The sequence below is a fragment of the Ensifer sp. ENS09 genome, from assembly GCF_014852425.1.
Classification (GTDB): Bacteria; Pseudomonadota; Alphaproteobacteria; order Rhizobiales; family Rhizobiaceae; genus Ensifer.
The window spans coordinates 88,427-110,884 of the sequence record NZ_JACVBP010000010.1 but is presented as its reverse complement, the minus strand read 5'-3'; the positions used below and the strand labels follow the sequence as shown (position 1 = coordinate 110,884).

Here is a 22,458-nt window from a genome sequence, read left to right as displayed (position 1 = left end):
TTTTCAGTGTCTGCATCTATCGACGCAAGAGCGGCCGGCCAGCCAGGTTCGACCGGCCTTCCCAGAAGTTGCTTAGGCGGCGCTCAGCGCCTTCAGCTCCAGGCGGCGACGGTGCAGGACCGGCTCGGTGTAGCCGTTCGGCTGTTCGCGGCCCTTGAGGACGAGTTCGACGGCCGCCTGGAAGGCGATCGAGCCGTCGAAGTTGCCGGCCATCGCGACATAAAGCGGATCGTCGGCGTTCTGGCCGTCGACGACGGCCGCCATGCGCTTCATCGTCTCGACGACCTGGGCCTCGGTGACGACGCCGTGGTGCAGCCAGTTGGCCATGTGCTGGGCGGAAATGCGCAGCGTCGCGCGGTCTTCCATCAGGCCGACATTGTTGATGTCGGGGACCTTCGAGCAGCCAACGCCCTGGTCGACCCAGCGAACGACGTAGCCGAGGATGCCTTGCGCGTTGTTGTCGAGTTCGCGCTGGATTTCCTCCGGCGTCCAGTTCGGACGGACGGCGACCGGTACCGACAGGATATCGGAGAGCTTGGCGCGGGCGCGGCTCTTCAGGCTCGCCTGGACCTCTGCGACATTGACGCGATGGTAGTGCGTGGCATGCAGCGTCGCTGCGGTCGGCGACGGAACCCAAGCGGTGTTGGCGCCGGCCTTCGGGTGGGCGATCTTCTGTTCCAGCATCGCTGCCATCAGGTCGGGCATCGCCCACATGCCCTTGCCGATCTGGGCGTGGCCGGACAGGCCGCATTCAAGCCCGACGTCGACGTTCCAGTTTTCGTAGGCGCCGATCCAGGCCGCCTGCTTCATGTCGCCCTTGCGGATCATCGGGCCCGCTTCCATCGAGGTGTGCATTTCGTCGCCGGTGCGATCGAGGAAACCGGTGTTGATGAAGACGACGCGCTCGCGGGCAGCGCGGATGCATTCCTTGAGGTTGACCGTGGTGCGGCGTTCCTCGTCCATGATGCCCATCTTCATGGTGTTGGCGGGCATGCCGAGCGCCTTTTCGACACGGCCGAAAATCTCGCTGGCGAAGGCGACTTCCTCGGGGCCATGCATCTTCGGCTTGACGACATACATGGACCCCTCGCGGGAGTTCATGCGGCGCCCCCCCTTGCCGACATCGTGCAGGGCAATCAGCGCGGTGACCATGGCATCCATGATGCCTTCGGGCACTTCGTTGCCGTCTCGATCAAGGATAGCCGGATTCGTCATGAGGTGGCCGACGTTGCGAACCAGCATCAGCGAGCGCCCCGGCAGAGACAAAGTGCCGCCGGCGGTGGCTGTGTGGATGCGATCGGGATTGAGGCGACGGATGAAGGTCTTGCCGCCCTTGGCGACTTCTTCTTCGAGGTCGCCCTTCATCAGGCCCAGCCAGTTGCGGTAGACGACGACCTTGTCTTCGGCGTCGACGGCCGCAACCGAATCCTCGCAGTCCATGATCGTGGTGATCGCCGATTCGAGAATGACGTCGGCGATGCCGGCCGGATCTTCCTTGCCGATCGGCGTGGACGCGTCGAGAACGACGATCGCATGCAGATTGTTGTGCCGGAGAACGATCTCGAAGCGCTCGCCTTCCGAACCACCGTGGCCCACGAACTGGGCGGGGTTGCGAAGCGTCGTGCTCGAACCGTCCTTGAGGCCGACCGTCAGCGCATTGCCGGCGACCTTGAGCGACGTGACGTCGGCCCAGTTGCCCTTTTCCAGCGGCGCGCTGGCATCGAGGAAATCGCGCGCCCAGGCAATGACCTTGGCGCCGCGCTTCGGATTGTAGCCGCGGCCCTTTTCGGCGCCATCGGCGACCGAGATCGCATCCGTGCCGTAGAGCGCGTCATAGAGCGAACCCCAGCGTGCATTGGCGGCGTTCAGCGCATAGCGCGCATTCATGACGGGAACGACGAGCTGCGGTCCGGCGATGGTTGCAATTTCCGGATCGACATTGGCAGTCGAAACGCTGAACGCGCCACCCTCGGGCAGCAGATAGCCGATATCGCGCAGGAAGGTCTGATAGGTCTCCATGTCGCTCGGCGCGCCGTTCTGCTTGTACCAGGCGTCGAGCTTGGCCTGCAGGTCGTCGCGCTTGGCGAGCAGAGCCCGGTTCTTCGGGGCCAGGTCGTGCACGAGGGCGGAAAGCTGCTCGAAGAAATGTTCGGCCTCGACGCCGGTTCCCGGCATCGCCTCTTCCACCAGGAAGCGATGGAGGTCCGCATCAATCTTCAATCCATAGGTCTCAATGCGGTCCATCTGCCAACTCCTTGAAATAGACGTAAGGAGCGCCACCGATCCGAACGGATGCGATGAAAACGCCCCAACATGTTGATCTTGCGCCTGAAGCGGGTCGCGGACCAGCCCATGCGCAATACGCGCGTGAAACGGCCGCAGTTTCTCATCAATTCATTCCCTGTCAATTCTGCAAGGATGCGAAGAATTGTTTCCGAAATGGAAAAGATCAGCCGTGCGCGATGCGCGGACGACCGCTGGCGGACGCAATGAACCGGGCCTCGACGAGCTTACGGTTGCCCTCGACTTCCGGCGCATCGATTTCCTCGCGCAACAAAGAAGCGGGTTCATCGGCACCATTGGTGCGCGCCATTTCCAGTGCCGTCGTCTCGGCCCGCCGGCGCGCGGCATCAAACGCCTTATCCTGATCGAGAAAACGTTCGCTGGCCCCGGCACCGTTGACGACGAAGATGCCCTCCTCCGGCATCGTCACGAAAACGGTGACCGTGGCGCTCACCTGGCCGACCACGGCGCCGACGGCATTGGCGACGCCGGCCTCCTCGGGAATGGCGGCTTCGGTTCCGAGCATCTCGGCGATAGCCGGGTAATAAACCGGCGCCGAAGCTCCAAGGCCGACGAGTGGGCGATCGAGACCCAGCGCGAAACGCACGATGCCCGGCGTCCGGGTCAGCGCACGATCGACGGCCTGAGACACGGCGGGATCGATCGCACCGGCACCGTCCTCGCCAAGGCAGGCCTGCAGGATGACTTCGGAGGATTGCCGCGTCAGGCGGTCGACGATCATCTGCGCCATCGCCTCCGGAGAAGAAGCAATCGGCTGGCCGGAGCCGTCGCGGGTGCGGGCGGCAAGCTGGATGCCGAGTTCGGCCGCTTCCAGGTTCCATTGCGACTGCCGGCCGAGCACGTGCATGGCGTCGGACGGCGTCAGACCACAGATATGGACGAGCCCGCGGGCCACCAGGCGATCGAGCGTCGCCTTCTGCGGCGTCGAGACCAGCAGCGTTTCCAGCGACACGGGGACGCTATCGATGCGCTCGTAGAGCGCCTGCTCCTGTGGCTGCAGGCCGCTTGCAAGATGATCCGGTAGGCCGGTGCGGACGGCAAAGCGTCCATTGTTGCGTCCGGTGTGCTGGGCGCGCATCTGTCTTTCAAGAACGGCGATGACCGCGTCGCCGTGGAGCGCTGCGGCAAGGCTGAGCGGCATCAGCCGGCGTGGGCCGAGGTCGATCTTCGCCTTGAGGCCGCGATCGTTGATGCGCACTTCCGAATCGCCGCCGAGACCGTAGGTCCGCATCGCCACCGCCTCGACCATGGTGCGAAAGCCGCCGACAACGGCCCCTTCGGCGTCGAGCCGCGGTCGCCCGCCGTCGAGCACGGCGACGTCGGTCGTCGTTCCGCCGATGTCGGAGACCACGGCATTGTCGAGGCCGGTCAGATGCCTTGCGCCGACGAGGCTCGCCGCCGGGCCGGAAAGAATGGTTTCGATCGGGCGCAGTCGCGCCTCCTCGGCCGAAATCAGCGCACCGTCACCGCGCACCACCATCATCGGCACGTCGATGCCGCGCGCCTTGAGGAACCCTTCGCAGGAGCCGATCAGCCGGTCGATCATCGAGACCAGACGGGCGTTGAGAAGTGTCGTCAGGGCCCGGCGCGGGCCACCCAGTTTCGACGAGAGTTCGTGGCTGCAGGTGACCGGCAGATGCGAGACTTCGCGAATACGGTCGCGCACACCCTTTTCGTGAGCCGGGTTGCGGACGGCGAAATAGCCGGCAACAGCGAAGGAGGAGATCTGACCAGCAAGCGTTGGCAGGACAGCGTCCAGTTCGCTCATGTCCAGCGGCGTCTCACCGCCATGCACATTGTGCCCGCCCGGCAGGAAGATCACCGGGTCGGAGCCGAGCGCTTCCTGCAAACCGTCGCGCTTCAGATCCTCGGGGCCGAAACCGATCATGACGAGGCCGGCGCGACCGCCCTGCCCCTCGACCAGCGCATTGGTGGCAAGCGTCGTCGACAGCGAGACCATGCTGATTGCCGAGACCGGCACCTTGGCCTGATCGAGCACCGCCTCGACCGCACCGGAAATGCCGACCGCGAGGTCGTGACGGGTCGTCAGCGCCTTGGCCTTGGCGACCACCCCTTGCGTCTCCGAGAAGAGGGCGGCGTCGGTGTAGGTCCCGCCGGTGTCGATGCCGAGAAGAAAATGGGAGGTCAATTCGCGCAGTCCGGAATTCGCGCGGGGCGCAGAGGCCCCGGGTTCAATGGGGATCGATGCGGTGATATGACATATTTCAAGGGAAAACCATCGTGCCGCAGACATCGATGATCTGTCGAGCGACACAAAGGCAGGCCGGAGACATAGCGCATGCACCAACGCCGCCGTCCACTCGCCTTTGTTTGGCTGCTTTCAGCCATTTCGCTTGGCCTTACGACTGGCGCGGCGCACGCCCAGGACACGGACGAGGAAGAATACAAGCCGCAGCTTCCCGAAGTCGCGATTTACAAGGCGATGCTCGATGCCAACAAGCAGACCGGCTGGATCCAGTTTCGCGACTATGACGACCGGCAACTGATCTATTTCACCGCATTGCAGACGATGCATTGCCGGCTATCGGAAATCCGCTATTCGATCAATTCGGACGCGCTCGACCAACGCTTCCCGCTGGCCAAGTGCAATCCGCAGCTGCCTTTCAATCTGCCTGGCGACGAGACAGCTGAGTATGTCTATATCTCGCTACCCGCCAAAACGGCGCAGACGCTGACGATCCAGGCGGTCTGGGACGATGGCGCCGGCAGCGAGATCGTCGTCTACAAACCCTGCGACAATGTCGGCGACGCGACCTGCGCCCAGATCAAGACGATCAAGAAACCGTCGAAGATGCTGCAGCAGCCGAAGCCGGCGGATTCTCCGGTGCGTTCGGTACAGTCACCGATCCCCGGCAAGACCTTCAGCGAACCGAAACCCTCATCGGCAACCCGCCCCGCGGTTGAGTAGTGAGCCGCTGCACCGGCCAGGGATTGGTCTCCGCGGTCGGATCGAAGCGGTAGCGGTGCATCATCACCGCGAGCGCGATCACCGCCTCCTGCAGTGCGAAGGTCGCGCCGATGCAGACGCGCGGCCCGGCGCCGAAGGGCAGATACTGGTAGCGGTGCAGCTTTTCGCGGTTTTCCGGGAGGAAACGCTCGGGCATGAAAGCGCGCGGCTTCTCCCAATAGAGAACGTGGCGATGCAGCGTCCAGGGCATGATCAGCACGGCGATACCCTTAGGTATACGGACGCGCTCGCCTGACTGCGAGGTCCATTGGTCCTCCTCGATCGCAGCACGGTTGATCGACGGCGCTGGCGGATAGAGCCGCATTGCCTCCTCGAAGGCGGCGAGAACATGCGGCATCAGGCCGAGCCACTCGACCGGCTCGGCACCACCTGCGATCACAGCATCGATCTCTGCCTCCATCGTCTCGCGATAGGCGGGCGTATTGGCGACGCAGTAGAGCGTCCAGGCAAGTGCCCGGGCGGTGGTCTCATGCCCCGCACCGATGAAGGTGAGGATGTTGTCTTCGATCTCGGCGGTCGAAAGTCCCTGGCTGCCTTCGATCTCCAAAAGCAGCGTCAGGAAATCCTGCGGCGTGCCCTTCGGGTCCTCCACCATCTTGCGGCGGCGAAGCGCCATGGTCTCCGACACGATCGAGCGGAAACGGTTCATCACCTTCCTGCCGCCGATCCGGGTCGGGCGCGGAACCCACTCCGGCGCGAGCAGGATGTCCATCGGATCGACGCGGCCCATCCGGTGCAGCAGTTCCTCGACGCTCTGGACGAAGCCTTCGCGCTCGACGGCGACCTCCCCGGAAAACAGCGTTTCGGCCAGGATATCGAAGGTCAGCTCCGTCATGTCGTTCGCGACATTGGTGGTAAAGGGTGCCTTCTTGGCTCCAGCATAGCGCTCGACGAACGCTTCCGAACTGCGCAGCATCTGCCCGGCGAAACCCTTGGCGTGGCGCGGCGTGAACACCGGCGCCATGGCCTTGCGTGAACGCTTCCAGACCTCGCCTTCCGCCGTCAGCAGCCCGTCGCGCAGGATCGGCCTGAGGATGAGCCGCCGCACCTTCGACATTTCGTAATTGGCGACATTGTCGACGAGGATATGGCGGATGAGGCCGGGATCGTTGACGATCAGGGTGCGCTGGGTGACGAACTTCGTCTCGATCCAGGGCAGCGTATAGGACGGCTCGCCCCACAGTTCGAGCGGATTGCGCAGCACGGTCCTGATGATCTTCAGGTAGGAAGGAATGCCGACACGGGGGACGGGAGCCGGCGGTTCGAACGGCTCCGGACGCATGTCCATGGTGATTGCCTTTCTCGATTGCCCCAGGATTTCAGGTTTTTACGGCGCAATCAAGGAAAGTGCTTCACGTGAATCACAGCAGGCTTTCGAGTTCCGACAGCTTGTCGTTGACGAGCCAGCCGTAATAGTTCTCCTCCGGCCATTGCGCCTGACCGTTCTGGATCTTGGCGGCGAGTGCGGCCGCACGGCCATCGGGATTGCCGACATTGTAGAGCGTCGCGGTGACGCCTGGGTTGGTGGAGATATCGACGCCGGCGATCGACTTGTAGGCATCGATCGAGTGGCGGATCGAGGCCGCCATATAGGCGAGCGACACGTCCGGATCCATGATTGCCTCATAGACGCCCGCGGCGTTGTTCTCGTCCAGACGCTCATAGCCCGAGGTCTTCGCGACGATATCGGTCAACATCAGCGCGGTCAGCGGGTTGATCTGACCGAGGCCAAAGGTCTGGCCGGCGAAGAACGGCTGGAAGAAGACGGCGCTGAACCGGTTGTTCGGGTAGGACTTGCCGCCCACCGACTTGCCACGGAAGTCGTTGTCCCAGACCCGCTCGCGGCAACTCCACAGCGCATAGGCGCCCTTCTTGGCGCCGCATTCGGAAAATTGCGGGCGAGCCACGAATTCGGCGACCGTCTCGCCATCATAGCCGAACTGGAAGCTGTTGCCGGCATAGGCCGCCGCCTTGACGTAATAGGACTGCAGCCGGTCGTAGGCGTCGACATTGTAGGTGTGCTCGCCGACGATGGCGCCGACCATGTGGATCGGCGCGATGCCATAGGCGCGCGACACGGACTTGATCTTGCTGATCAGCTGCTTGTCGGTCGCCAGGAGATCGCGGACCTTGTCGAACTTGGCGTCAAAGGACGTGCGGCCGGCCTTGGTGCGGCGCACGGATGCGCCGGGGATCGCCGGTTGCTCGACGTTGCGGTTGCCCGGCGGAACGTCGGTCGCGGCGAATGACTGGCTTGCGGTCAGGCAAAACGTGGCGATAGCGAGCATGCAGGCGGTGAAACGCACGATCTCTTCTTCCTGTGACTGGTGGAGGCTGCCTCGGTCGGCGGGGCGCTCCTACGCCAAGATCATGTCGGAAAGATGCCCGGACCACGATCGGTAACCGCATCCGTGTTAGAAAAAATGCGGCCGCCTGTCGAGAGACAGGCGGCCTGCGTATTCAGGGTTGCGGGCGTTTGCATGGCCCTACGACCGAAATGTCACAGGATGTAGCGCGACAGGTCGGTGTTGGCGGCGAGGTCGCCGACATGCTTGCGCACATATTCGGCGTCGATCGTCACCTCGTGGCCTGCACGGTCGGGTGCATTGAACGAGATCTCGTCCAGCACACGCTCCATCACGGTCTGCAGCCGGCGGGCACCGATGTTCTCGACCGTGGCGTTCAACTGCACGGCCACATCTGCAAGCGCGTCGATCGCGTCGTCCGTGAAGTCGAGCTTGACCTCTTCCGTGTCCAGCAGCGCCTTGTACTGGCGGATGAGGCTCGCCTCGGTTTCCGTCAGGATGCGGCGGAAGTCTTCCTTGGTCAGCGCGCGCAGCTCGACGCGGATCGGCAGGCGGCCCTGCAATTCCGGCAGCAGGTCCGACGGCTTTGCCACATGGAAGGCGCCGGACGCGATGAAGAGGATGTGGTCGGTCTTGACCGGCCCGTATTTGGTGGCGACCGTCGTGCCTTCGACGAGCGGCAACAGGTCTCGCTGCACGCCTTCACGCGACACGCCGGCGCCCATGCCGCCTTCCCGCGAGGCGATCTTGTCGATTTCGTCGAGGAAGACGATGCCGTCGTCCTCAACTGCCTTCATGGCCTCACGCTGGATCTGCTCGTTGTCGAGCAGCTTGTCGGACTCGTCGTCGATCAGCATGGCATAGGAAGCCTTGACGGTCGTCTTGACCTTCTTGGTGCGGCCGCCGAGCGCCTTGCCGAACATCTCCGAAAGATTGAGCACGCCGATATTTGCGCCCGGCATGCCCGGGATCTCGAAGCCGCCGCCCGGTGCGCCGGTCTCGGCGATGTCGATCTCGATTTCCTTGTCGTCGAGCTCGTTGGCCCGCAGCTTCTTGCGGAAACTGTCGCGCGTTGCCGGCGATGCAGTGGCGCCGACCAACGCGTCGAGCACACGCTCCTCGGCATTCTGGTGGGCCTTGGCCTTGACTTCGACGCGGCGCTTTTCGCGCACGAGACCGATGCCGACTTCGACGAGGTCACGGATGATCTGCTCGACGTCGCGGCCGACATAGCCGACCTCGGTGAACTTGGTCGCCTCGACCTTGACGAAGGGCGCGCCGGCGAGCTTGGCAAGCCGCCTGGAGATCTCGGTCTTGCCGACACCGGTCGGTCCGATCATCAGGATGTTCTTCGGCATCACCTCGTCGCGCAGCTCGTCGCCGAGCTGCTGGCGGCGCCAGCGGTTGCGAAGCGCGATCGCCACGGCGCGCTTGGCGTCGTTCTGGCCGATAATGAAACGGTCGAGTTCCGACACGATTTCCCTGGGTGAAAACGTACTCATGTAGTCCTCTCAAACTCGGTCCGCGTCAGCTCCATCAGGAGGGTGCGGCCGGACGTATCAATCCATTCTGCGTAAGGCACGAAGCCGGCCTTGGTGTAGGCGCTGACAGCCCTTCGGTTGCCGGCGTCGGGGTCGATCACGACGCGGGGGGCGCCGGCGGCAAAGAGCCGCCCGGCAAAGGCCCGGACCGCGAGCGAGGCGACGCCCCTGCCCGTCAGTTCCGCCGGGCCGATGAAGATGTCGATACCGGGCACATCGGCCGGCATGTCCTTCGCCCAGGGCTCGTCGTCCGGGTACTGGGCCGGCACCCAGGACTGGATGTAGCCCGCCGGCTTGCCGGCCACGTGGAAGATGAAGCCTTCCACTTCTCCCGACGCACAGCCTTCGCGGATCAGCTCCACTTCCTTGTCCGGGTCGCCCCACCATTGCCGCACATGCGGCTCGCTTAGCCAGGCATGCAGCAGCGGCAGGTGGCTATCGGCCACCGGCACGAAACTGACATGCGCGGGCTCATTGGGCATCCAGTGTCTCCACGACGATATTGTGGTTGGTGTAGACGCAGATGTCGCCGGCGATCTGCAGCGCCCGGCGGGCGATGTCTTCGGCCGACTTGTCGCTGTCCATCAGGGCGCGGGCGGCGGCAAAGGCGTAGTTGCCGCCCGATCCGATGGCGATCGTGCCGTGCTCGGGTTCGAGAACGTCGCCATTGCCGGTGATCGCCAGCGTGATCGACTTGTCGGCAACCAGCATCATCGCTTCGAGATTGCGCAGATACTTGTTGGTGCGCCAGTCCTTGGCGAGCTCGACAGCAGCGCGCATCAGCTGGTCGGGATACTGCTCGAGCTTGGCTTCGAGCCGTTCCAGCAACGTGAAGGCATCGGCGGTGGCGCCGGCAAAACCGGCAATCACGTCGCCCTTGGCAAGCCGCCGCACCTTGCGCGCGTTGCTCTTCATCACGGTCTGGCCAAGGCTCACCTGGCCGTCGCCAGCCATCACCACCTTGCCATCCTTGCGTACCGTGATGATGGTCGTCGCATGCATCGTTCCGTAGGGATTGTGTTCGCTCATCAAATTACCCGTAGGCCCCTGATACGCGGGGCATTGCGGCTCGTGACTCGAGCCTGGTTGCTTGAGGCCTATGTAAGTACGGCAGACAGGTTTGCAAATGGCAACAGGCCGCCGGCGCAATCTTCGTTCGGCGGCTGGCACCGGATGATTCGAATCGACCGTTCAAGTTCTGGATATTTCAGCTTTTGCCTGATAAGGAGCCGCGTCAGCGTATACAGGAGAGCCCGATGGCAGAAGCCACGTCCAGCCGCACCGCAGAGGTTTCGCGAAAGACCAACGAAACCGCGGTATCCGTATCGGTCAACATCGACGGCACCGGAATCTCCAAGATTTCGACCGGCGTCGGTTTCTTCGACCATATGCTGGACCAGCTCGCCCGACATTCGCTGATCGACATGGAGATCAAGACGGACGGCGACCTGCATGTCGACGATCACCATACGGTCGAAGACACCGGCATTGCCATCGGCCAGGCGATTGCCAAGGCGCTCGGCGACCGGCGCGGCATCACCCGCTACGCCTCGCTCGACCTCGCGATGGACGAGACGATGACGCGCGCGGCGGTGGACGTTTCCGGCCGGCCGTTCCTCGTCTGGAACGTGACCTTCACGTCGCCGAAGATCGGCACCTTCGACACGGAACTCGTGCGCGAATTCTTCCAGGCGCTCGCCCAGCACGCCGGGATCACGCTGCATATCCAGAACATCTACGGCGCCAACAACCATCATATCGCCGAGACCTGCTTCAAGTCCGTCGCCCGCGTGCTTCGCACCGCAACAGAAATCGACCCGCGCCAGGCCGGCCGCGTTCCCTCGACCAAGGGGACCCTTGCCTAAGCGGCCAGTCACTGGCTTTGACTCATGGCTTCTTACATGATCCTCACCCCGCCGGGTGCGCGCGCCAACGACGAGCGGGCGCGCTTCGTCGCCGACGGCTTTTCCTGGTGGGCCTTCCTTTTCCCTGCGCTGTGGCTTCTGGCCAAGCGCCAATGGGCAATCGGCATCGCAGTTGCTGTTCTGCAGATCTCGTTAATATTCCTGTCGAACCACGAGAGCGGCTTCTTGCCGTCTCTCCTGTCGCACCTCGCGCTTCGGCTGGTGGTGGCGCTCGAAGGACCGGTTCTGGTGGCGCGCAGCCTGACGGCCCGTGACTGGACGCTGCGCTCCATCGTGCCGGCGCCCAATCTCGAAGCGGCCGAAGAAATCTATTTCACGAGCCTGGCTTCGAACGAAACCAAGCCCGCCGCCCCTTCCCCGGCCGACTGGACCGTGCGCAAGCCCTCAAGTGGCGGCCCTGGCCTCGGCCTTTTTGATTCCTACGGAGAACGCTGATGCGCGTCGCCATTATCGATTACGGCTCGGGCAACCTGCGCTCGGCCACCAAGGCCTTTGAACGGGCCGCCCGCGAAGCCGGCATTGCAGCCGAGATCGACCTTACCGACAAGCCGGAGCGGGTGGCGAGCGCCGACCGCATCGTGCTTCCGGGCGTCGGCGCCTATGCCGATTGCCGCCGCGGCCTGGCCGCCGTCGACGGCATGGAGCAAGCGTTGACGGAGGCGGTCGAACAGGCTGGCCGGCCGTTCCTCGGCATCTGCGTCGGCATGCAGCTGATGTCGTCGCGCGGGCTTGAGAAGACCATCACCCATGGTTTCGGCTGGATCCCCGGCGATGTCGTCGAAATGACGCCCGCCGACACGACGTTGAAGATCCCGCAGATCGGCTGGAACACGCTGAAGCTCAAGCGCGAGCATCCGCTGTTTGACGGCATCCGTGTTGGCGAAGCCGGTCTGCACGCCTATTTTGTGCATTCGTACCATCTGGCCGCTGAGAACGCGGCCGACGTGGTCGCCGAGGCCGACTATGGCGGACCGGTCACGGCCTTCGTCGCCAACGGCAACAAGGCGGGTTCACAGTTCCACCCGGAAAAGAGCCAGGCGCTCGGCCTCGCCCTCATCTCGAATTTCCTGCGCTGGAAGCCCTGAGCTTTCGCACGACTGATTGGACAGACCCATGATCCTTTTTCCCGCGATCGACCTGAAAGACGGGCAATGCGTGCGCCTGAAGCTCGGCGACATGGACCAGGCGACGGTTTACAACCCCGACCCGGCGGCCCAGGCTCTTGCCTTCGAAGACCAGGGCTTTGAATGGCTGCACGTCGTCGACTTGAACGGCGCCTTTGCCGGCGAGACGGTCAACGGTGCCGCCGTCGACGCTATCCTCAAGGCGACCAAGAACCCGGTGCAGCTTGGCGGCGGCATCCGCACACTCGACCATATCGAAAACTGGCTGTCGCGCGGGCTTGCCCGCGTCATCCTCGGCACCGTCGCCGTTCGTGATCCGGCGCTCGTCATCGAAGCCTGCGCCAAGTTCCCGGGCAAGGTCGCGGTCGGCATCGACGCGAAGGGCGGCAAGGTGGCCGTCGAAGGCTGGGCCGAGGCATCCGAACTCGGCGTGATCGAGCTTGCCAAGAAGTTCGAGGGCGCTGGCGTTTCGGCGATCATCTATACCGACATCGACCGCGACGGCATCCTGACCGGCATCAACTGGGCCTCGACGCTGGAACTGGCGGACGCGGTTTCCATTCCTGTCATCGCGTCGGGTGGCCTCGCCTCGATGGACGATATCAGGCGTATGGTCGAGCCGGATGCACGCAAGCTCGAAGGCGCCATCTCTGGCCGCGCGCTCTACGACGGCCGTATCGACCCGCAGGAGGCGCTGGATCTGATCCGCGCCGCGAGAAAGGCTTGAACCATGACGCTTAAAGCCCGCGTTATCCCCTGCCTCGACGTCAAGGACGGCCGTGTCGTCAAGGGTGTCAACTTCGTCGACCTGATCGACGCCGGCGACCCGGTGGAGGCGGCCCGCGCCTATGACGCTGCCGGCGCCGACGAACTCTGCTTCCTCGACATCACTGCGTCCTCGGACAATCGCGAGACGATCTTCGACGTCATCGCCCGTACCGCCGAACAATGCTTCATGCCGCTGACCGTCGGCGGCGGCGTTCGCCAGGTTTCTGACATCCGCAAGCTGCTTCTGGCCGGCGCTGACAAGGTGTCGATCAACACGGCCGCCGTGAAGAACCCGGAATTCGTCGCGGAAGCGGCCGACAAGTTCGGCAACCAGTGCATCGTCGTTGCGATCGACGCCAAGAAGGTCTCGGCGGACGGCGAAGCGGATCGCTGGGAGATCTTCACCCATGGCGGACGCCAGCCGACCGGCATCGACGCGATCGATTTTGCCCGCCGGGTGGTCGATCTCGGCGCCGGCGAGATCCTTCTGACCTCGATGGATCGCGACGGCACCAAGAGCGGCTACGACATCGCGCTGACCCGCGCCGTTGCCGATGCGGTGCGCGCGCCAGTGATTGCGTCCGGCGGCGTCGGCACGCTCGACCACATGGTCGCCGGCATCAGGGACGGTCATGCAACCGCCGTTCTCGCCGCCTCCATCTTCCATTTCGGCACCTATAGCATTGGCGAAACCAAGCGCTATATGGCCGAGCATGGCATCGCCATGCGCCTCGACTGAGCTTCAGGATCTTTCATGGCAGATTTCACACTTTCCGACCTCGAGGCCATCGTCGCGACACGCGCGCAGGCGGCCCCGGACCAATCCTGGACGGCAAAGCTGGTCGCCGGCGGCCAGCCGAAGGCGGCCAAGAAACTCGGCGAGGAAGCGGTCGAGACGGTGATCGCCGCGATCAGCAACGACCGCGCGAATCTCGTCGCCGAGAGCGCCGATCTCATCTATCATCTGATGGTCGTATTGAAGATCGCCGACGTTCCGTTGCAGGATGTGCTCAACGAACTTCAGCGGCGGACAAACCAATCCGGCCTGCAGGAAAAGGCAAATCGGCAGACCCCATGACGACAGCGGCGAAAGACATCGAAGCGGCCGACCTGCCGGACAATCTGCAGAAGCGGGACTATTCGCCCTATCACTTCTTCACCGCCGAGGAATGGTCGCGGTTTCGCGCCGATACGCCGCTGACGCTGACGGCCGACGAGGTACAGCGGCTGCGCTCGCTGAACGACCCGGTCGATCTCGGCGAGGTCCGGCAGATCTACCTGTCTCTGTCGCGCCTGCTTTCGACCCATGTGGAGTCGTCGCAGATGCTGTTCGAGCAGCGCAAGCGCTTCCTCAGCATGTCCGAGACGAAGACGCCCTTCGTCATCGGCATTGCCGGATCGGTCGCCGTCGGCAAATCGACCACGGCCCGTATTCTGGCACAGCTTCTGGCGCGTTGGCCGTCGAGCCCGAAGGTCGACCTGGTGACGACCGACGGCTTCCTCTATCCGAACGCCGTGCTCCAGCGCGAAAACATGATGGACCGCAAGGGCTTTCCGGAGAGCTACGACGTCGGCGCACTGCTGCGCTTCCTGTCGGCGATCAAGGCGGGCCAGCCGAACGTCAAGGCGCCCAGCTACTCGCACCTGACCTATGATGTGCTGCCGGATCAGTACACGGTGATCGACCGCCCGGATATTCTGATCTTCGAAGGCATCAATGTTCTGCAGTCGCGCAACCTGCCGGCCGACGGCAAGATCGTGCCGATGGTCTCGGATTTCTTCGATTTCTCGATCTATATCGATGCCGAGGAAAGCCTGATCCACAGCTGGTACGTCAACCGCTTCATGCGGCTGCGCGAAACCGCCTTCAAGAACCCCGAATCCTACTTCCACCGCTACGCGACGATCAGTGAGGATGCAGCCCGGGCCATTGCCGAGGGATTGTGGCACAACATCAACCTGAAGAACCTGCACCAGAACATCCTGCCGACGCGCCCGCGCGCCGACCTGATCCTGCAAAAGGGCCCGAACCATCTGACCGAAAAGGTGGCGCTCAGGAAGCTCTGAGCTTTCGGTGCATCCTCAGGGATTGACGCGGCGGAGCGTAAGATTGACCCGCCCGCCATTCTTCAGCAGCGTCGACGTGCTCGGATAGATCCGGTCGACGCCATGGAAGGCGAGACGCCCTTCCCCACCCAGCACCACGACATCGCCGCTTTCCAGCCGGAAGGACATGGTCTGGCCGCCGCGCGTGTTGCCACCCACGCGGAAGAGGCAGCTGTCACCAAGCGAGATCGAGACGACGGCGGTTTCAAGATCGCGCTCGTCGCGATCCTGGTGCAGCCCCATGCGGGCCTCTTCGGAATAAAAGTTTACCAGGCAGGCCTCGGGCGCCTTGCTGCTGGCGGAAACCGCATTCCAGATATCGAGCAGGATATCCGGCATGACCGGCCAGGGACGGCCGGTCACCGGATGCTGAGCCTGGTAACGATAGCCCCGATCGCGATCCGTGACCCACCCGAGCGCGCCGCAATTGGTCATGCGCACCGACATGGGCTTGCCGGTCTTCGGCATTTCCGGCACGAAGAGCGGCGCTTCGGCAACGACGGACCGAATGGTCTCCACCAGTTGCTCCTGCCGGGCACGATCGAGATAGCTTGGAATATGTCTGATCCCTTTCGGGAGCACCTGCATGAGAGGCAGTCCTTATTGTTCCAGGCCGAGAAGCGCCGCCGGAACGCCATAGCGCAGCGGCCAGCCGGCATAGGCGACATCTGTCGGCCCGACGACGTGATCGACGAGGTTCCAGCGGCCGTTTTGGAAACTGACGAGTGCGAACACCGTCAGACCATCCATCATGTCGGCCTCGTCACGCAACCCGGTTTGCGACAGCTCGATCGATCCGCCACCGGGACGCTGCGGCTCGACCTGCATGAAGGCCCAGTTGGGCGCGGCACGCATGGTGGTAACGACGAATTCGACCGGACCGCGCATCTCGGCCTCGACCGCGGGACGGATCGCGTCGAGGATGGCGGCACGCTCGGTGCTGCCCTTGGCGGGTTCACGGAAAGGCTGCGCCAGAGAAACGCCGGCGAGCCAGAGGCTCGCCAGCGCGGCAATTGCAAGAGACCGCCTGAAGGACACGCTCAGGCCGCATCCAGATCCGGAATGCGCAGAACCTGGCCCGGATAGATCTTGTCCGGATGGGTCAGCATCGGCTTGTTGGCTTCGAAGATCACCGTGTGCTTGGCGCCCTTGCCCTTGCCGTACTGCGCCTCGGCGATCTTCCAGAGGTTGTCGCCCTTCTTGACCGTATAGAAGACGGGCGCTCTTGCTGCGGCAGGTGCTGCGCCAGCATCGGCGACCTTGAGTTCGGAGGCCTCGACCGCGGACACGCCGAGCGTGTTGCCGACGGCGACGACGGCCTTTTCGAAGACGCTCTGGTCCTTCACGACACCCTTCAGCACGACCTTGTCACCGGCCACTTCGACCTGCACGTCCTTCGTGCCGAGATCGTGGGATGCAAGTTCCTTCTGAACGCTTTCGGCATCCGGAGCATCGTCGTCGCCGCCGATGCCAAGCTTCTTGCCGGCGTTCTTGATAAAGCTGAAAAGACCCATGAATATCTCCTTTTGCGAAAACACTGCTCGATAAGAGAGGGCGCTGCCCGCCAAAAGGCAAGGGAGCCGCAAAAAGAATCAATCGCCTCCAGGCCGGCCCCTGAGCTTCTTGATCTCCCCGCGCCCGGACTTCTCCTTGAGACGCCGCTCGACGGAGCCGCGCGTCGGCCTGGTCTTCTTGCGCGGCGGCGGCGGGGGCTCGGCGGCCTTGAGGATCAGCTCCTTCAGCCGCTCGCGCGCGTCCTCACGGTTGCGCTCCTGGCTGCGAAAGCGGCTCGCCTCGATCATCAGCACGCCCTCTTTCGAGGCGCGCTTGCCGGCGATCTTCAGGGCATTGGCCTTGATGCGATCGGAAAGCGCCGGAGACGCCTGGACGTTGAAGAACAGCTGAACGGCGGTCGACACCTTGTTGACGTTCTGCCCGCCCGGACCGCCGGCCAGCACGAATTGCTCCGTCAGCTCCCAGCCGGCAATCACGATATTGTCGTTTATGTAGAGCGGGTCGCTGGCCATGATTCACCTCGGCCCGATCTATGGCACAGAGCGAACCCGTTGAAAACACTGCGGCGCCGCGCGTCTCATCAGAGGCGCAAAGGTCGCCACAGCACTTTGGCTCCCCTTTGATCGAAGAGCTTTCGAGGGGAAATACAGCAGGCACAAACGCGAAAAACCCGGCCACAAGGACCGGGTTTCACGTGAATCATAGCCGACAATGTTTATTCGGCGGCGATCTTGGTGCCCGGAGCAGCGTCGCGGACGCTGCCGTCCACATGGCTCTCGAACTTGGCGAAGTTCGTGATGAACATGTCGACAAGGCGGCGAGCCTGCGCGTCATAGGCTGCACCGTCGGCCCAGGTCGAGCGCGGGTCGAGGATGCCGTCGTCAACGCCCGGGACCGAGACCGGAACGGCAAAGCCGAAGTTGGCGTCGGTGCGCAGTTCCGAAGCGTTCAGCGAGCCGTCAAGGGCGGCCGCGAGCAGAGCACGCGTCACCTTGATCGGCATGCGGCTGCCGGTGCCGTAGGCGCCGCCGGTCCAGCCGGTGTTGACCAGCCAGCAAGTGACGCCGTTCTTGGCGATCAGATCCTTCAGCAGGTTGCCGTATTCCGACGGATGGCGCGGCATGAACGGCGCGCCGAAGCAGGTCGAGAAAGTGGCTTCCGGCTCGGTAACGCCCTTTTCGGTGCCCGCAACCTTGGCGGTGTAGCCGGACAGGAAGTGGTACATCGCCTGTTCCGGCGTCAGCTTGGCGATCGGCGGCATCACGCCGAAGGCGTCGGCCGTCAGCATGATGATGGTGCGCGGCTGCGGTGCGGTGCCGGTGTCGCTGGCGTTCGGGATGAAGTCGAGCGGATAGGCGCAACGGGTATTTTCCGTCAGCGAACCGTCGTCGAAATCAGGCACGCGGCGCTCGTCGAGCACGACGTTTTCCATGACCGTGCCGAAGCGGCGGGTCGTGGCGTAGATTTCCGGCTCGGCGGCTTCCGACAGGCGGATCGCCTTGGCGTAGCAACCGCCTTCGAAGTTGAAGACGCCCTGCTCGCCCCAGCCGTGCTCGTCGTCGCCGATCAGCGTGCGGGTCGGGTCGGCCGAAAGCGTCGTCTTGCCGGTGCCGGAAAGGCCGAAGAAGATCGCGGTGTCGCCGGCCGGGCCGACGTTTGCCGAGCAGTGCATCGGCATGACGCCCTTCTTCGGCAGCAGGTAGTTGAGGACGGTGAAGACCGACTTCTTCATCTCGCCGGCATAGGACGTGCCGCCGATGAGGATCAGGCCGTTGGTGAAATCGCAGGCGATGACTGTCTCGGTGCGGCAGCCGTAGCGCTCCGGATCAGCCTTGAAGCTCGGCAGATCGATGATCGTCAGCTTCGGCAGGAAGGCGCCGAGCGCTTCGCGTGCCGGACGAATCAGCAGGTTGCGGATGAACAGCGAATGCCAAGCGTACTCTGTCACGACGCGCGTCGGGAGCGCGTTGTCGGCATCGGCGCCGCCAACCAGGTCCTGCACGTAGAGCGACATGCCCTTGGCATGCTCGAGCATGTCCTTGCGCAGCAGAGCAAAATGCTCCGGCGACATCGGCTTGTTGTTGTCCCACCAGATCTGGTCGTCGGTGTTCGCATCGCGAACCACGAACTTGTCCTTCGGCGAGCGACCGGTGTGCTGGCCGGTACGGGCGACGAGCGCACCGTGTGCCGTCAGTTCGGCCTCGCCGCGGCGAAGAGCTTCCCCATAAAGCTCTGCGGCTTCGAGGTTGTACCGAACCGTATCCAGGTCGATAAAGCCGAGTTTTTCCAAGCCGTTCGCGAGATTGCGAGTGCCGAGTTGCTCCATGGTCAAGCTTCCTTCGTGTTTGGCCATTGGCGTTGAATTTCGCCGGACCTTACTTGCATGCTCGCTCAAAAACAAGGCGACGTCAAAAAAAGAATAATGATTTCAGTATATTAATCGATTTAAAGAAAATTATCGTTTTTTTAATCGGTTGAAATCGACATCCCGAAGACCGATCTGACAGGAGCTATCCTATCGTCACGACAGGTGCTTTTTGGGCTTCGCCACAATTTGTTCCACCTTTATACTCACTAACGCACCCGTGACTCGCGAATGCCGGAGTTTCGGGGACGGGACCGGCACCTCAAAAGACGGAGTTGAACACGATGCAGACCATCGCGCTTGTCGATGATGACCGGAATATTCTGACGTCCGTATCCATCGCCCTGGAGGCGGAGGGCTACAAGGTCGAGACCTATACCGACGGTGCTTCCGCGCTCGAAGGTCTGCTCGCCCGGCCGCCGCAGCTTGCAATCTTCGACATCAAGATGCCGCGCATGGACGGCATGGAATTGCTGCGCCGCCTGAGGCAGAAGTCGGACCTGCCGGTGATCTTCCTCACTTCTAAGGATGAAGAGATCGACGAACTCTTCGGCCTGAAGATGGGCGCCGACGACTTCATCACCAAGCCGTTCTCGCAGCGCCTGCTGGTCGAACGCGTCAAGGCGATCCTGCGCCGCGCCGCCAACCGCGAAGCCGCGGCCGCCAACACGAACAATACCGTCAAGGCAACCGACGCGCCGTCGCGCTCGCTCGAGCGTGGGCAGCTGGTGATGGACCAGGAGCGCCATACCTGCACCTGGAAGAGCGAGCCGGTGACGCTGACGGTGACGGAATTCCTTATTCTTCATTCGCTGGCGCAGCGCCCGGGCGTGGTCAAGAGCCGCGACGCACTGATGGACGCGGCCTATGACGAACAGGTCTATGTCGACGACCGCACCATCGACAGCCACATCAAGCGGCTGCGCAAGAAGTTCAAGATGGTCGACAACGACTTCGACATGATCGAAACGCTTTACGGTGTCGGCTATCGTTTCCGGGAAAGTGCCTGAGCCACGGGGCTTGCCATCGCGCCCAGAGTGGCGCATTTGAAGCGGCGCGATGGTGATGGCCTCTTGTTAGGCTCGACACGATCTCCGCCGTCTTCGGATCAAAACCATGGAAGGTGGCGCAACCGGCCGGCAGAGCCGCCGCCATCGAACGATTATGAAGGACAGTCCGCGCGGGAGCGGGACATTTGGTAGAAGTCTTGCAGGGCGACATAGAAGACAATGACGGGCGTGCCCAGGCACTGAAGGGCCAGCGCCGCTGGGCGCATCCCTTCACGCTCATTCGTCGTCTCTTCGGCAATGCCGTCTTCTCGAGCCTCACCCGCCGTATCGTCTTCTTCAACCTGGTGGCGCTCGTCGTTCTGGTCGGCGGCATCATGTACCTCAACCAGTTCCGCGAGGGACTGATCGATGCGCGCGTCGAAAGCCTTTTGACCCAGGGCGAAATCATCGCCGGCGCGATCTCGGCTTCCGCTTCCGTCGATACCAATTCGATCACCATCGATCCCGAAAAGCTGCTGGAACTGCAAGCCGGCCAGAGCATCACGCCGCTGCCGAGCGACGAGGATCTCGACTTCCCGATCATCCAGGAACGTGTCGCGCCGGTTCTGCGCCGGCTGATCTCGCCGACGCGCACCCGCGCCCGCCTGTTCGACGCGGATGCCGACCTGCTGCTCGATTCGCGCCATCTCTATAGCGGCGGCCAGGTGCTGCGCTTCGACCTGCCGCCGATCGAGCCGGAATCGACAGGCATCGGCGAGAAGCTCAACAGCTGGCTGAACAAGCTTTTGCAGCCGGGCAACCTGCCGCTCTACAAGGAGCCGCCGGGCGGCAACGGCGCAATCTATCCCGAAGTGACGAACGCATTGACGGGCGTGCGCGGCTATGTCGAACGCGTTACCGAGAAGGGTGAGCTCATCGTTTCGGTGGCGGTGCCCGTTCAGCGTTTCCGCGCCGTTCTCGGCGTGTTGTTGCTTTCGACCCAGGCCGGCGACATCGACAAGATCGTCCAGGCCGAACGTCTCGCCATCATCCGGGTCTTCGGCGTCGCGGCCCTCGTCAACATCATCCTGTCGCTGCTTCTGTCGTCGACGATCGCCAATCCGCTGCGGCGCCTGGCTGCAGCCGCCGTGCGCGTGCGCCGCGGCGGCGCCAAGGAGCGCGAGGAAATTCCCGACTTCTCCTCGCGCCAGGACGAGATCGGCAACCTTTCGGTCGCGCTGCGCGAAATGACCACAGCGCTCTACGACCGGATCGCCGCGATCGAGAACTTTGCCGCAGACGTCAGCCACGAGCTGAAAAACCCCCTCACCTCGCTGCGCAGCGCGGTCGAGACGCTGCCTTTGGCGCGGACCGACGAATCGAAGAAGCGGCTAATGGACGTCATCCAGCACGACGTCCGGCGCCTCGACCGCCTGATCAGCGATATCTCCGACGCCTCGCGTCTCGACGCGGAACTTGCCCGCAGCGACGCCAAGACGATCGATCTCGAAAAACTCCTCGGCGACCTCGTCGATATCTCGCGCCAGGTCCGAAGCAAGAAGAAGGCGGTGCTGCTCGATTTCGTCATCGACCGCAAGGACAGCCCCAAGGCGCGCTTTGCCGTCAGCGGCTACGACCTGCGCATCGGCCAGATCATCACCAACCTGATCGAAAACGCCCGTTCCTTCGTTCCCGAGGACGGCGGGCGGATTGTCGTACGCCTCACCCGCTCGCGCTCGCGCTGCCTCGTCTATGTCGAGGACAACGGCCCTGGCATCCAGGCCGAAGACATCGACCGCATTTTCGAGCGCTTCTATACCGACCGTCCGGAAGGCGAGGACTTTGGCCAGAATTCCGGCCTCGGGCTGTCGATCTCCAGGCAGATCGCCGAAGCCCATGGCGGCACGCTCAAGGCCGAAAACATCGCCGGACCGGATGGCCGTATCGCCGGCGCCCGCTTCATCCTGTCCCTTCCCGCCGAGCCGCACGCGTGACAACAGCCCGCGCCAATGTCCACGGCACTGCAATCGTGCTCGGGACGCGCGGCTTCCTGATCACCGGGCCGTCCGGCTCCGGCAAATCCAGACTGGCGCTCGCCTGCATCACGGCCGCCCGGCAGGCCGGACATTTTGCAGCGCTGGTCGCCGATGACCGGGTCGATCTTGCGCACGAACACGACCGGATCGTGGCGCGCTGCCCGCCCTCCATTCACGGCCTTATCGAAATCCGCGGTGCCGGCATCGGCACGATCGAAACCGTGCCCAGCGCGGTGATGGACTGGGCCTTGCTGCCCGTCAGCGCCCCATTCGACCCGCGCCTACCGCCTGATGACGAGACATTGCCCCTGCCACTCGGGCGAGCATTGCCGATTGTTCGCGTTCCCGTTGAAGACGGTGCGCAGGTTCTCAATATTTTGCAGGCGCTCATCGCTGAAAAAATAGGTTTCTAGCCCGATTTACCGTCAGCGCGACCGGTTTTTCGGCATTTTTGGCTTGCACTTCCCCTTTTCCTTGCCAAGATGCCCTC

Annotated in this window: 23 protein-coding genes; 11 read left to right on the top strand and 12 right to left on the bottom strand. The window is 63.3% G+C overall.

Features of this window, described 5'->3' with window-relative positions; translation table 11 throughout:
• Nucleotides 1-72 precede the first annotated feature (72 nt).
• Together IB267_RS32630 and IB267_RS32625 are read right to left on the bottom strand one after the other, a co-directional pair.
• Nucleotides 73-2,244, bottom strand: coding sequence for a malate synthase G (locus IB267_RS32630; RefSeq protein WP_192451528.1), 2,172 nt, complete (start codon nucleotides 2,242-2,244; stop codon nucleotides 73-75).
• Nucleotides 2,245-2,449: 205 nt separating this feature from the next.
• Complete coding sequence (locus tag IB267_RS32625) at nucleotides 2,450-4,453, bottom strand: hydantoinase/oxoprolinase N-terminal domain-containing protein (RefSeq protein WP_192451527.1); 2,004 nt, start codon at nucleotides 4,451-4,453, stop codon at nucleotides 2,450-2,452.
• A gap of 150 nt (nucleotides 4,454-4,603) precedes the next feature.
• On the opposite strand from IB267_RS32625, the gene IB267_RS32620 reads away from it, so the two are divergent.
• Nucleotides 4,604-5,233, top strand: coding sequence for a hypothetical protein (locus tag IB267_RS32620; RefSeq protein ID WP_192451526.1), 630 nt, complete (start codon nucleotides 4,604-4,606; stop codon nucleotides 5,231-5,233).
• Here IB267_RS32620 and IB267_RS32615 read toward each other — a convergent pair.
• From IB267_RS32615 to hslV, 5 genes are all read right to left on the bottom strand, one after another.
• Nucleotides 5,187-6,581: a cytochrome P450 gene (locus IB267_RS32615; RefSeq protein WP_192451525.1), complete on the bottom strand. Its 1,395-nt coding sequence runs from the start codon at nucleotides 6,579-6,581 to the stop codon at nucleotides 5,187-5,189. The two genes, IB267_RS32620 and IB267_RS32615, sit on opposite strands and share 47 nt — an antisense overlap.
• A gap of 73 nt (nucleotides 6,582-6,654) precedes the next feature.
• The gene (locus IB267_RS32610) at nucleotides 6,655-7,599 is read right to left on the bottom strand and encodes a DUF1402 family protein (RefSeq protein WP_192451524.1); all 945 of its coding nucleotides are present in this window, start codon (nucleotides 7,597-7,599) and stop codon (nucleotides 6,655-6,657) included.
• 194 nt (nucleotides 7,600-7,793) lie between these two features.
• Nucleotides 7,794-9,101, bottom strand: a complete 1,308-nt coding sequence (hslU, locus tag IB267_RS32605) for an ATP-dependent protease ATPase subunit HslU (protein ID WP_043616115.1) — start codon at nucleotides 9,099-9,101, stop codon at nucleotides 7,794-7,796.
• Complete coding sequence (locus tag IB267_RS32600) at nucleotides 9,098-9,622, bottom strand: GNAT family N-acetyltransferase (RefSeq protein WP_192451523.1); 525 nt, start codon at nucleotides 9,620-9,622, stop codon at nucleotides 9,098-9,100. The genes hslU and IB267_RS32600 overlap by 4 nt, the downstream gene beginning before the upstream one ends.
• Entirely contained in the window at nucleotides 9,612-10,169 is a 558-nt protein-coding gene (gene hslV / locus IB267_RS32595) for an ATP-dependent protease subunit HslV (protein ID WP_051659613.1), read from the bottom strand. The genes IB267_RS32600 and hslV overlap by 11 nt, the downstream gene beginning before the upstream one ends.
• 227 nt (nucleotides 10,170-10,396) lie before the next feature.
• Between hslV and hisB the strand changes: the two genes are divergently transcribed.
• The 7 genes from hisB to coaA are packed head-to-tail and all read left to right on the top strand — an operon-like array spanning nucleotide 10,397 to nucleotide 15,024.
• Nucleotides 10,397-11,005: an imidazoleglycerol-phosphate dehydratase HisB gene (gene hisB / locus IB267_RS32590; protein WP_043616119.1), complete on the top strand. Its 609-nt coding sequence runs from the start codon at nucleotides 10,397-10,399 to the stop codon at nucleotides 11,003-11,005.
• A 24-nt stretch (nucleotides 11,006-11,029) separates the two neighbouring features.
• Nucleotides 11,030-11,500 carry a DUF2628 domain-containing protein gene (locus IB267_RS32585; protein ID WP_192451522.1) on the top strand — a complete coding sequence of 157 codons (471 nt, stop codon included), beginning with the start codon at nucleotides 11,030-11,032 and terminating at the stop codon, nucleotides 11,498-11,500.
• The gene (hisH, locus tag IB267_RS32580; RefSeq protein ID WP_060608913.1) at nucleotides 11,500-12,150 is read left to right on the top strand and encodes an imidazole glycerol phosphate synthase subunit HisH; all 651 of its coding nucleotides are present in this window, start codon (nucleotides 11,500-11,502) and stop codon (nucleotides 12,148-12,150) included. Before IB267_RS32585 ends, hisH begins: the two co-directional genes overlap by 1 nt.
• 28 nt (nucleotides 12,151-12,178) lie before the next feature.
• Nucleotides 12,179-12,916 carry a 1-(5-phosphoribosyl)-5-[(5-phosphoribosylamino)methylideneamino]imidazole-4-carboxamide isomerase gene (gene hisA / locus IB267_RS32575; RefSeq protein ID WP_192451521.1) on the top strand — a complete coding sequence of 246 codons (738 nt, stop codon included), beginning with the start codon at nucleotides 12,179-12,181 and terminating at the stop codon, nucleotides 12,914-12,916.
• 3 nt (nucleotides 12,917-12,919) lie between these two features.
• Nucleotides 12,920-13,696 (top strand): imidazole glycerol phosphate synthase subunit HisF, encoded by a 777-nt coding sequence (gene hisF, locus IB267_RS32570; protein ID WP_192451520.1) that lies wholly within the window; start codon nucleotides 12,920-12,922, stop codon nucleotides 13,694-13,696.
• Nucleotides 13,697-13,711: 15 nt separating this feature from the next.
• A complete protein-coding gene (locus IB267_RS32565) occupies nucleotides 13,712-14,035 on the top strand; it encodes a phosphoribosyl-ATP diphosphatase (RefSeq protein WP_192451519.1) in 324 nt (107 codons plus the stop codon).
• Entirely contained in the window at nucleotides 14,032-15,024 is a 993-nt protein-coding gene (gene coaA, locus IB267_RS32560; RefSeq protein WP_192451518.1) for a type I pantothenate kinase, read from the top strand. The genes IB267_RS32565 and coaA overlap by 4 nt, the downstream gene beginning before the upstream one ends.
• Nucleotides 15,025-15,039: 15 nt before the next feature.
• Here the strand turns inward: coaA and IB267_RS32555 are convergent, their stop codons facing one another.
• From IB267_RS32555 to IB267_RS32535, 5 genes are all read right to left on the bottom strand, one after another.
• The gene (locus IB267_RS32555; protein ID WP_192451517.1) at nucleotides 15,040-15,651 is read right to left on the bottom strand and encodes an alpha-ketoglutarate-dependent dioxygenase AlkB; all 612 of its coding nucleotides are present in this window, start codon (nucleotides 15,649-15,651) and stop codon (nucleotides 15,040-15,042) included.
• 12 nt (nucleotides 15,652-15,663) lie between these two features.
• A complete protein-coding gene (locus tag IB267_RS32550) occupies nucleotides 15,664-16,101 on the bottom strand; it encodes a hypothetical protein (protein WP_371742690.1) in 438 nt (145 codons plus the stop codon).
• Between the two features lie 2 nt (nucleotides 16,102-16,103).
• A complete protein-coding gene (gene lysM, locus IB267_RS32545; RefSeq protein ID WP_192451516.1) occupies nucleotides 16,104-16,577 on the bottom strand; it encodes a peptidoglycan-binding protein LysM in 474 nt (157 codons plus the stop codon).
• A 78-nt stretch (nucleotides 16,578-16,655) separates the two neighbouring features.
• Nucleotides 16,656-17,090, bottom strand: a complete 435-nt coding sequence (gene arfB, locus IB267_RS32540; RefSeq protein ID WP_192451515.1) for an alternative ribosome rescue aminoacyl-tRNA hydrolase ArfB — start codon at nucleotides 17,088-17,090, stop codon at nucleotides 16,656-16,658.
• Between the two features lie 203 nt (nucleotides 17,091-17,293).
• On the bottom strand, nucleotides 17,294-18,904 hold the full coding sequence (locus tag IB267_RS32535; RefSeq protein ID WP_192451514.1) for a phosphoenolpyruvate carboxykinase: 1,611 nt from the start codon (nucleotides 18,902-18,904) through the stop codon (nucleotides 17,294-17,296).
• Between the two features lie 323 nt (nucleotides 18,905-19,227).
• On the opposite strand from IB267_RS32535, the gene chvI reads away from it, so the two are divergent.
• From chvI to IB267_RS32520, 3 genes are all read left to right on the top strand, one after another.
• Nucleotides 19,228-19,953: a two-component system response regulator ChvI gene (gene chvI / locus IB267_RS32530; protein WP_043626797.1), complete on the top strand. Its 726-nt coding sequence runs from the start codon at nucleotides 19,228-19,230 to the stop codon at nucleotides 19,951-19,953.
• A gap of 239 nt (nucleotides 19,954-20,192) precedes the next feature.
• Nucleotides 20,193-21,926, top strand: a complete 1,734-nt coding sequence (locus IB267_RS32525) for a sensor histidine kinase (RefSeq protein WP_246810930.1) — start codon at nucleotides 20,193-20,195, stop codon at nucleotides 21,924-21,926.
• Nucleotides 21,923-22,381: an HPr kinase/phosphorylase gene (locus tag IB267_RS32520; protein ID WP_192451512.1), complete on the top strand. Its 459-nt coding sequence runs from the start codon at nucleotides 21,923-21,925 to the stop codon at nucleotides 22,379-22,381. Before IB267_RS32525 ends, IB267_RS32520 begins: the two co-directional genes overlap by 4 nt.
• Nucleotides 22,382-22,458 lie beyond the last annotated feature (77 nt).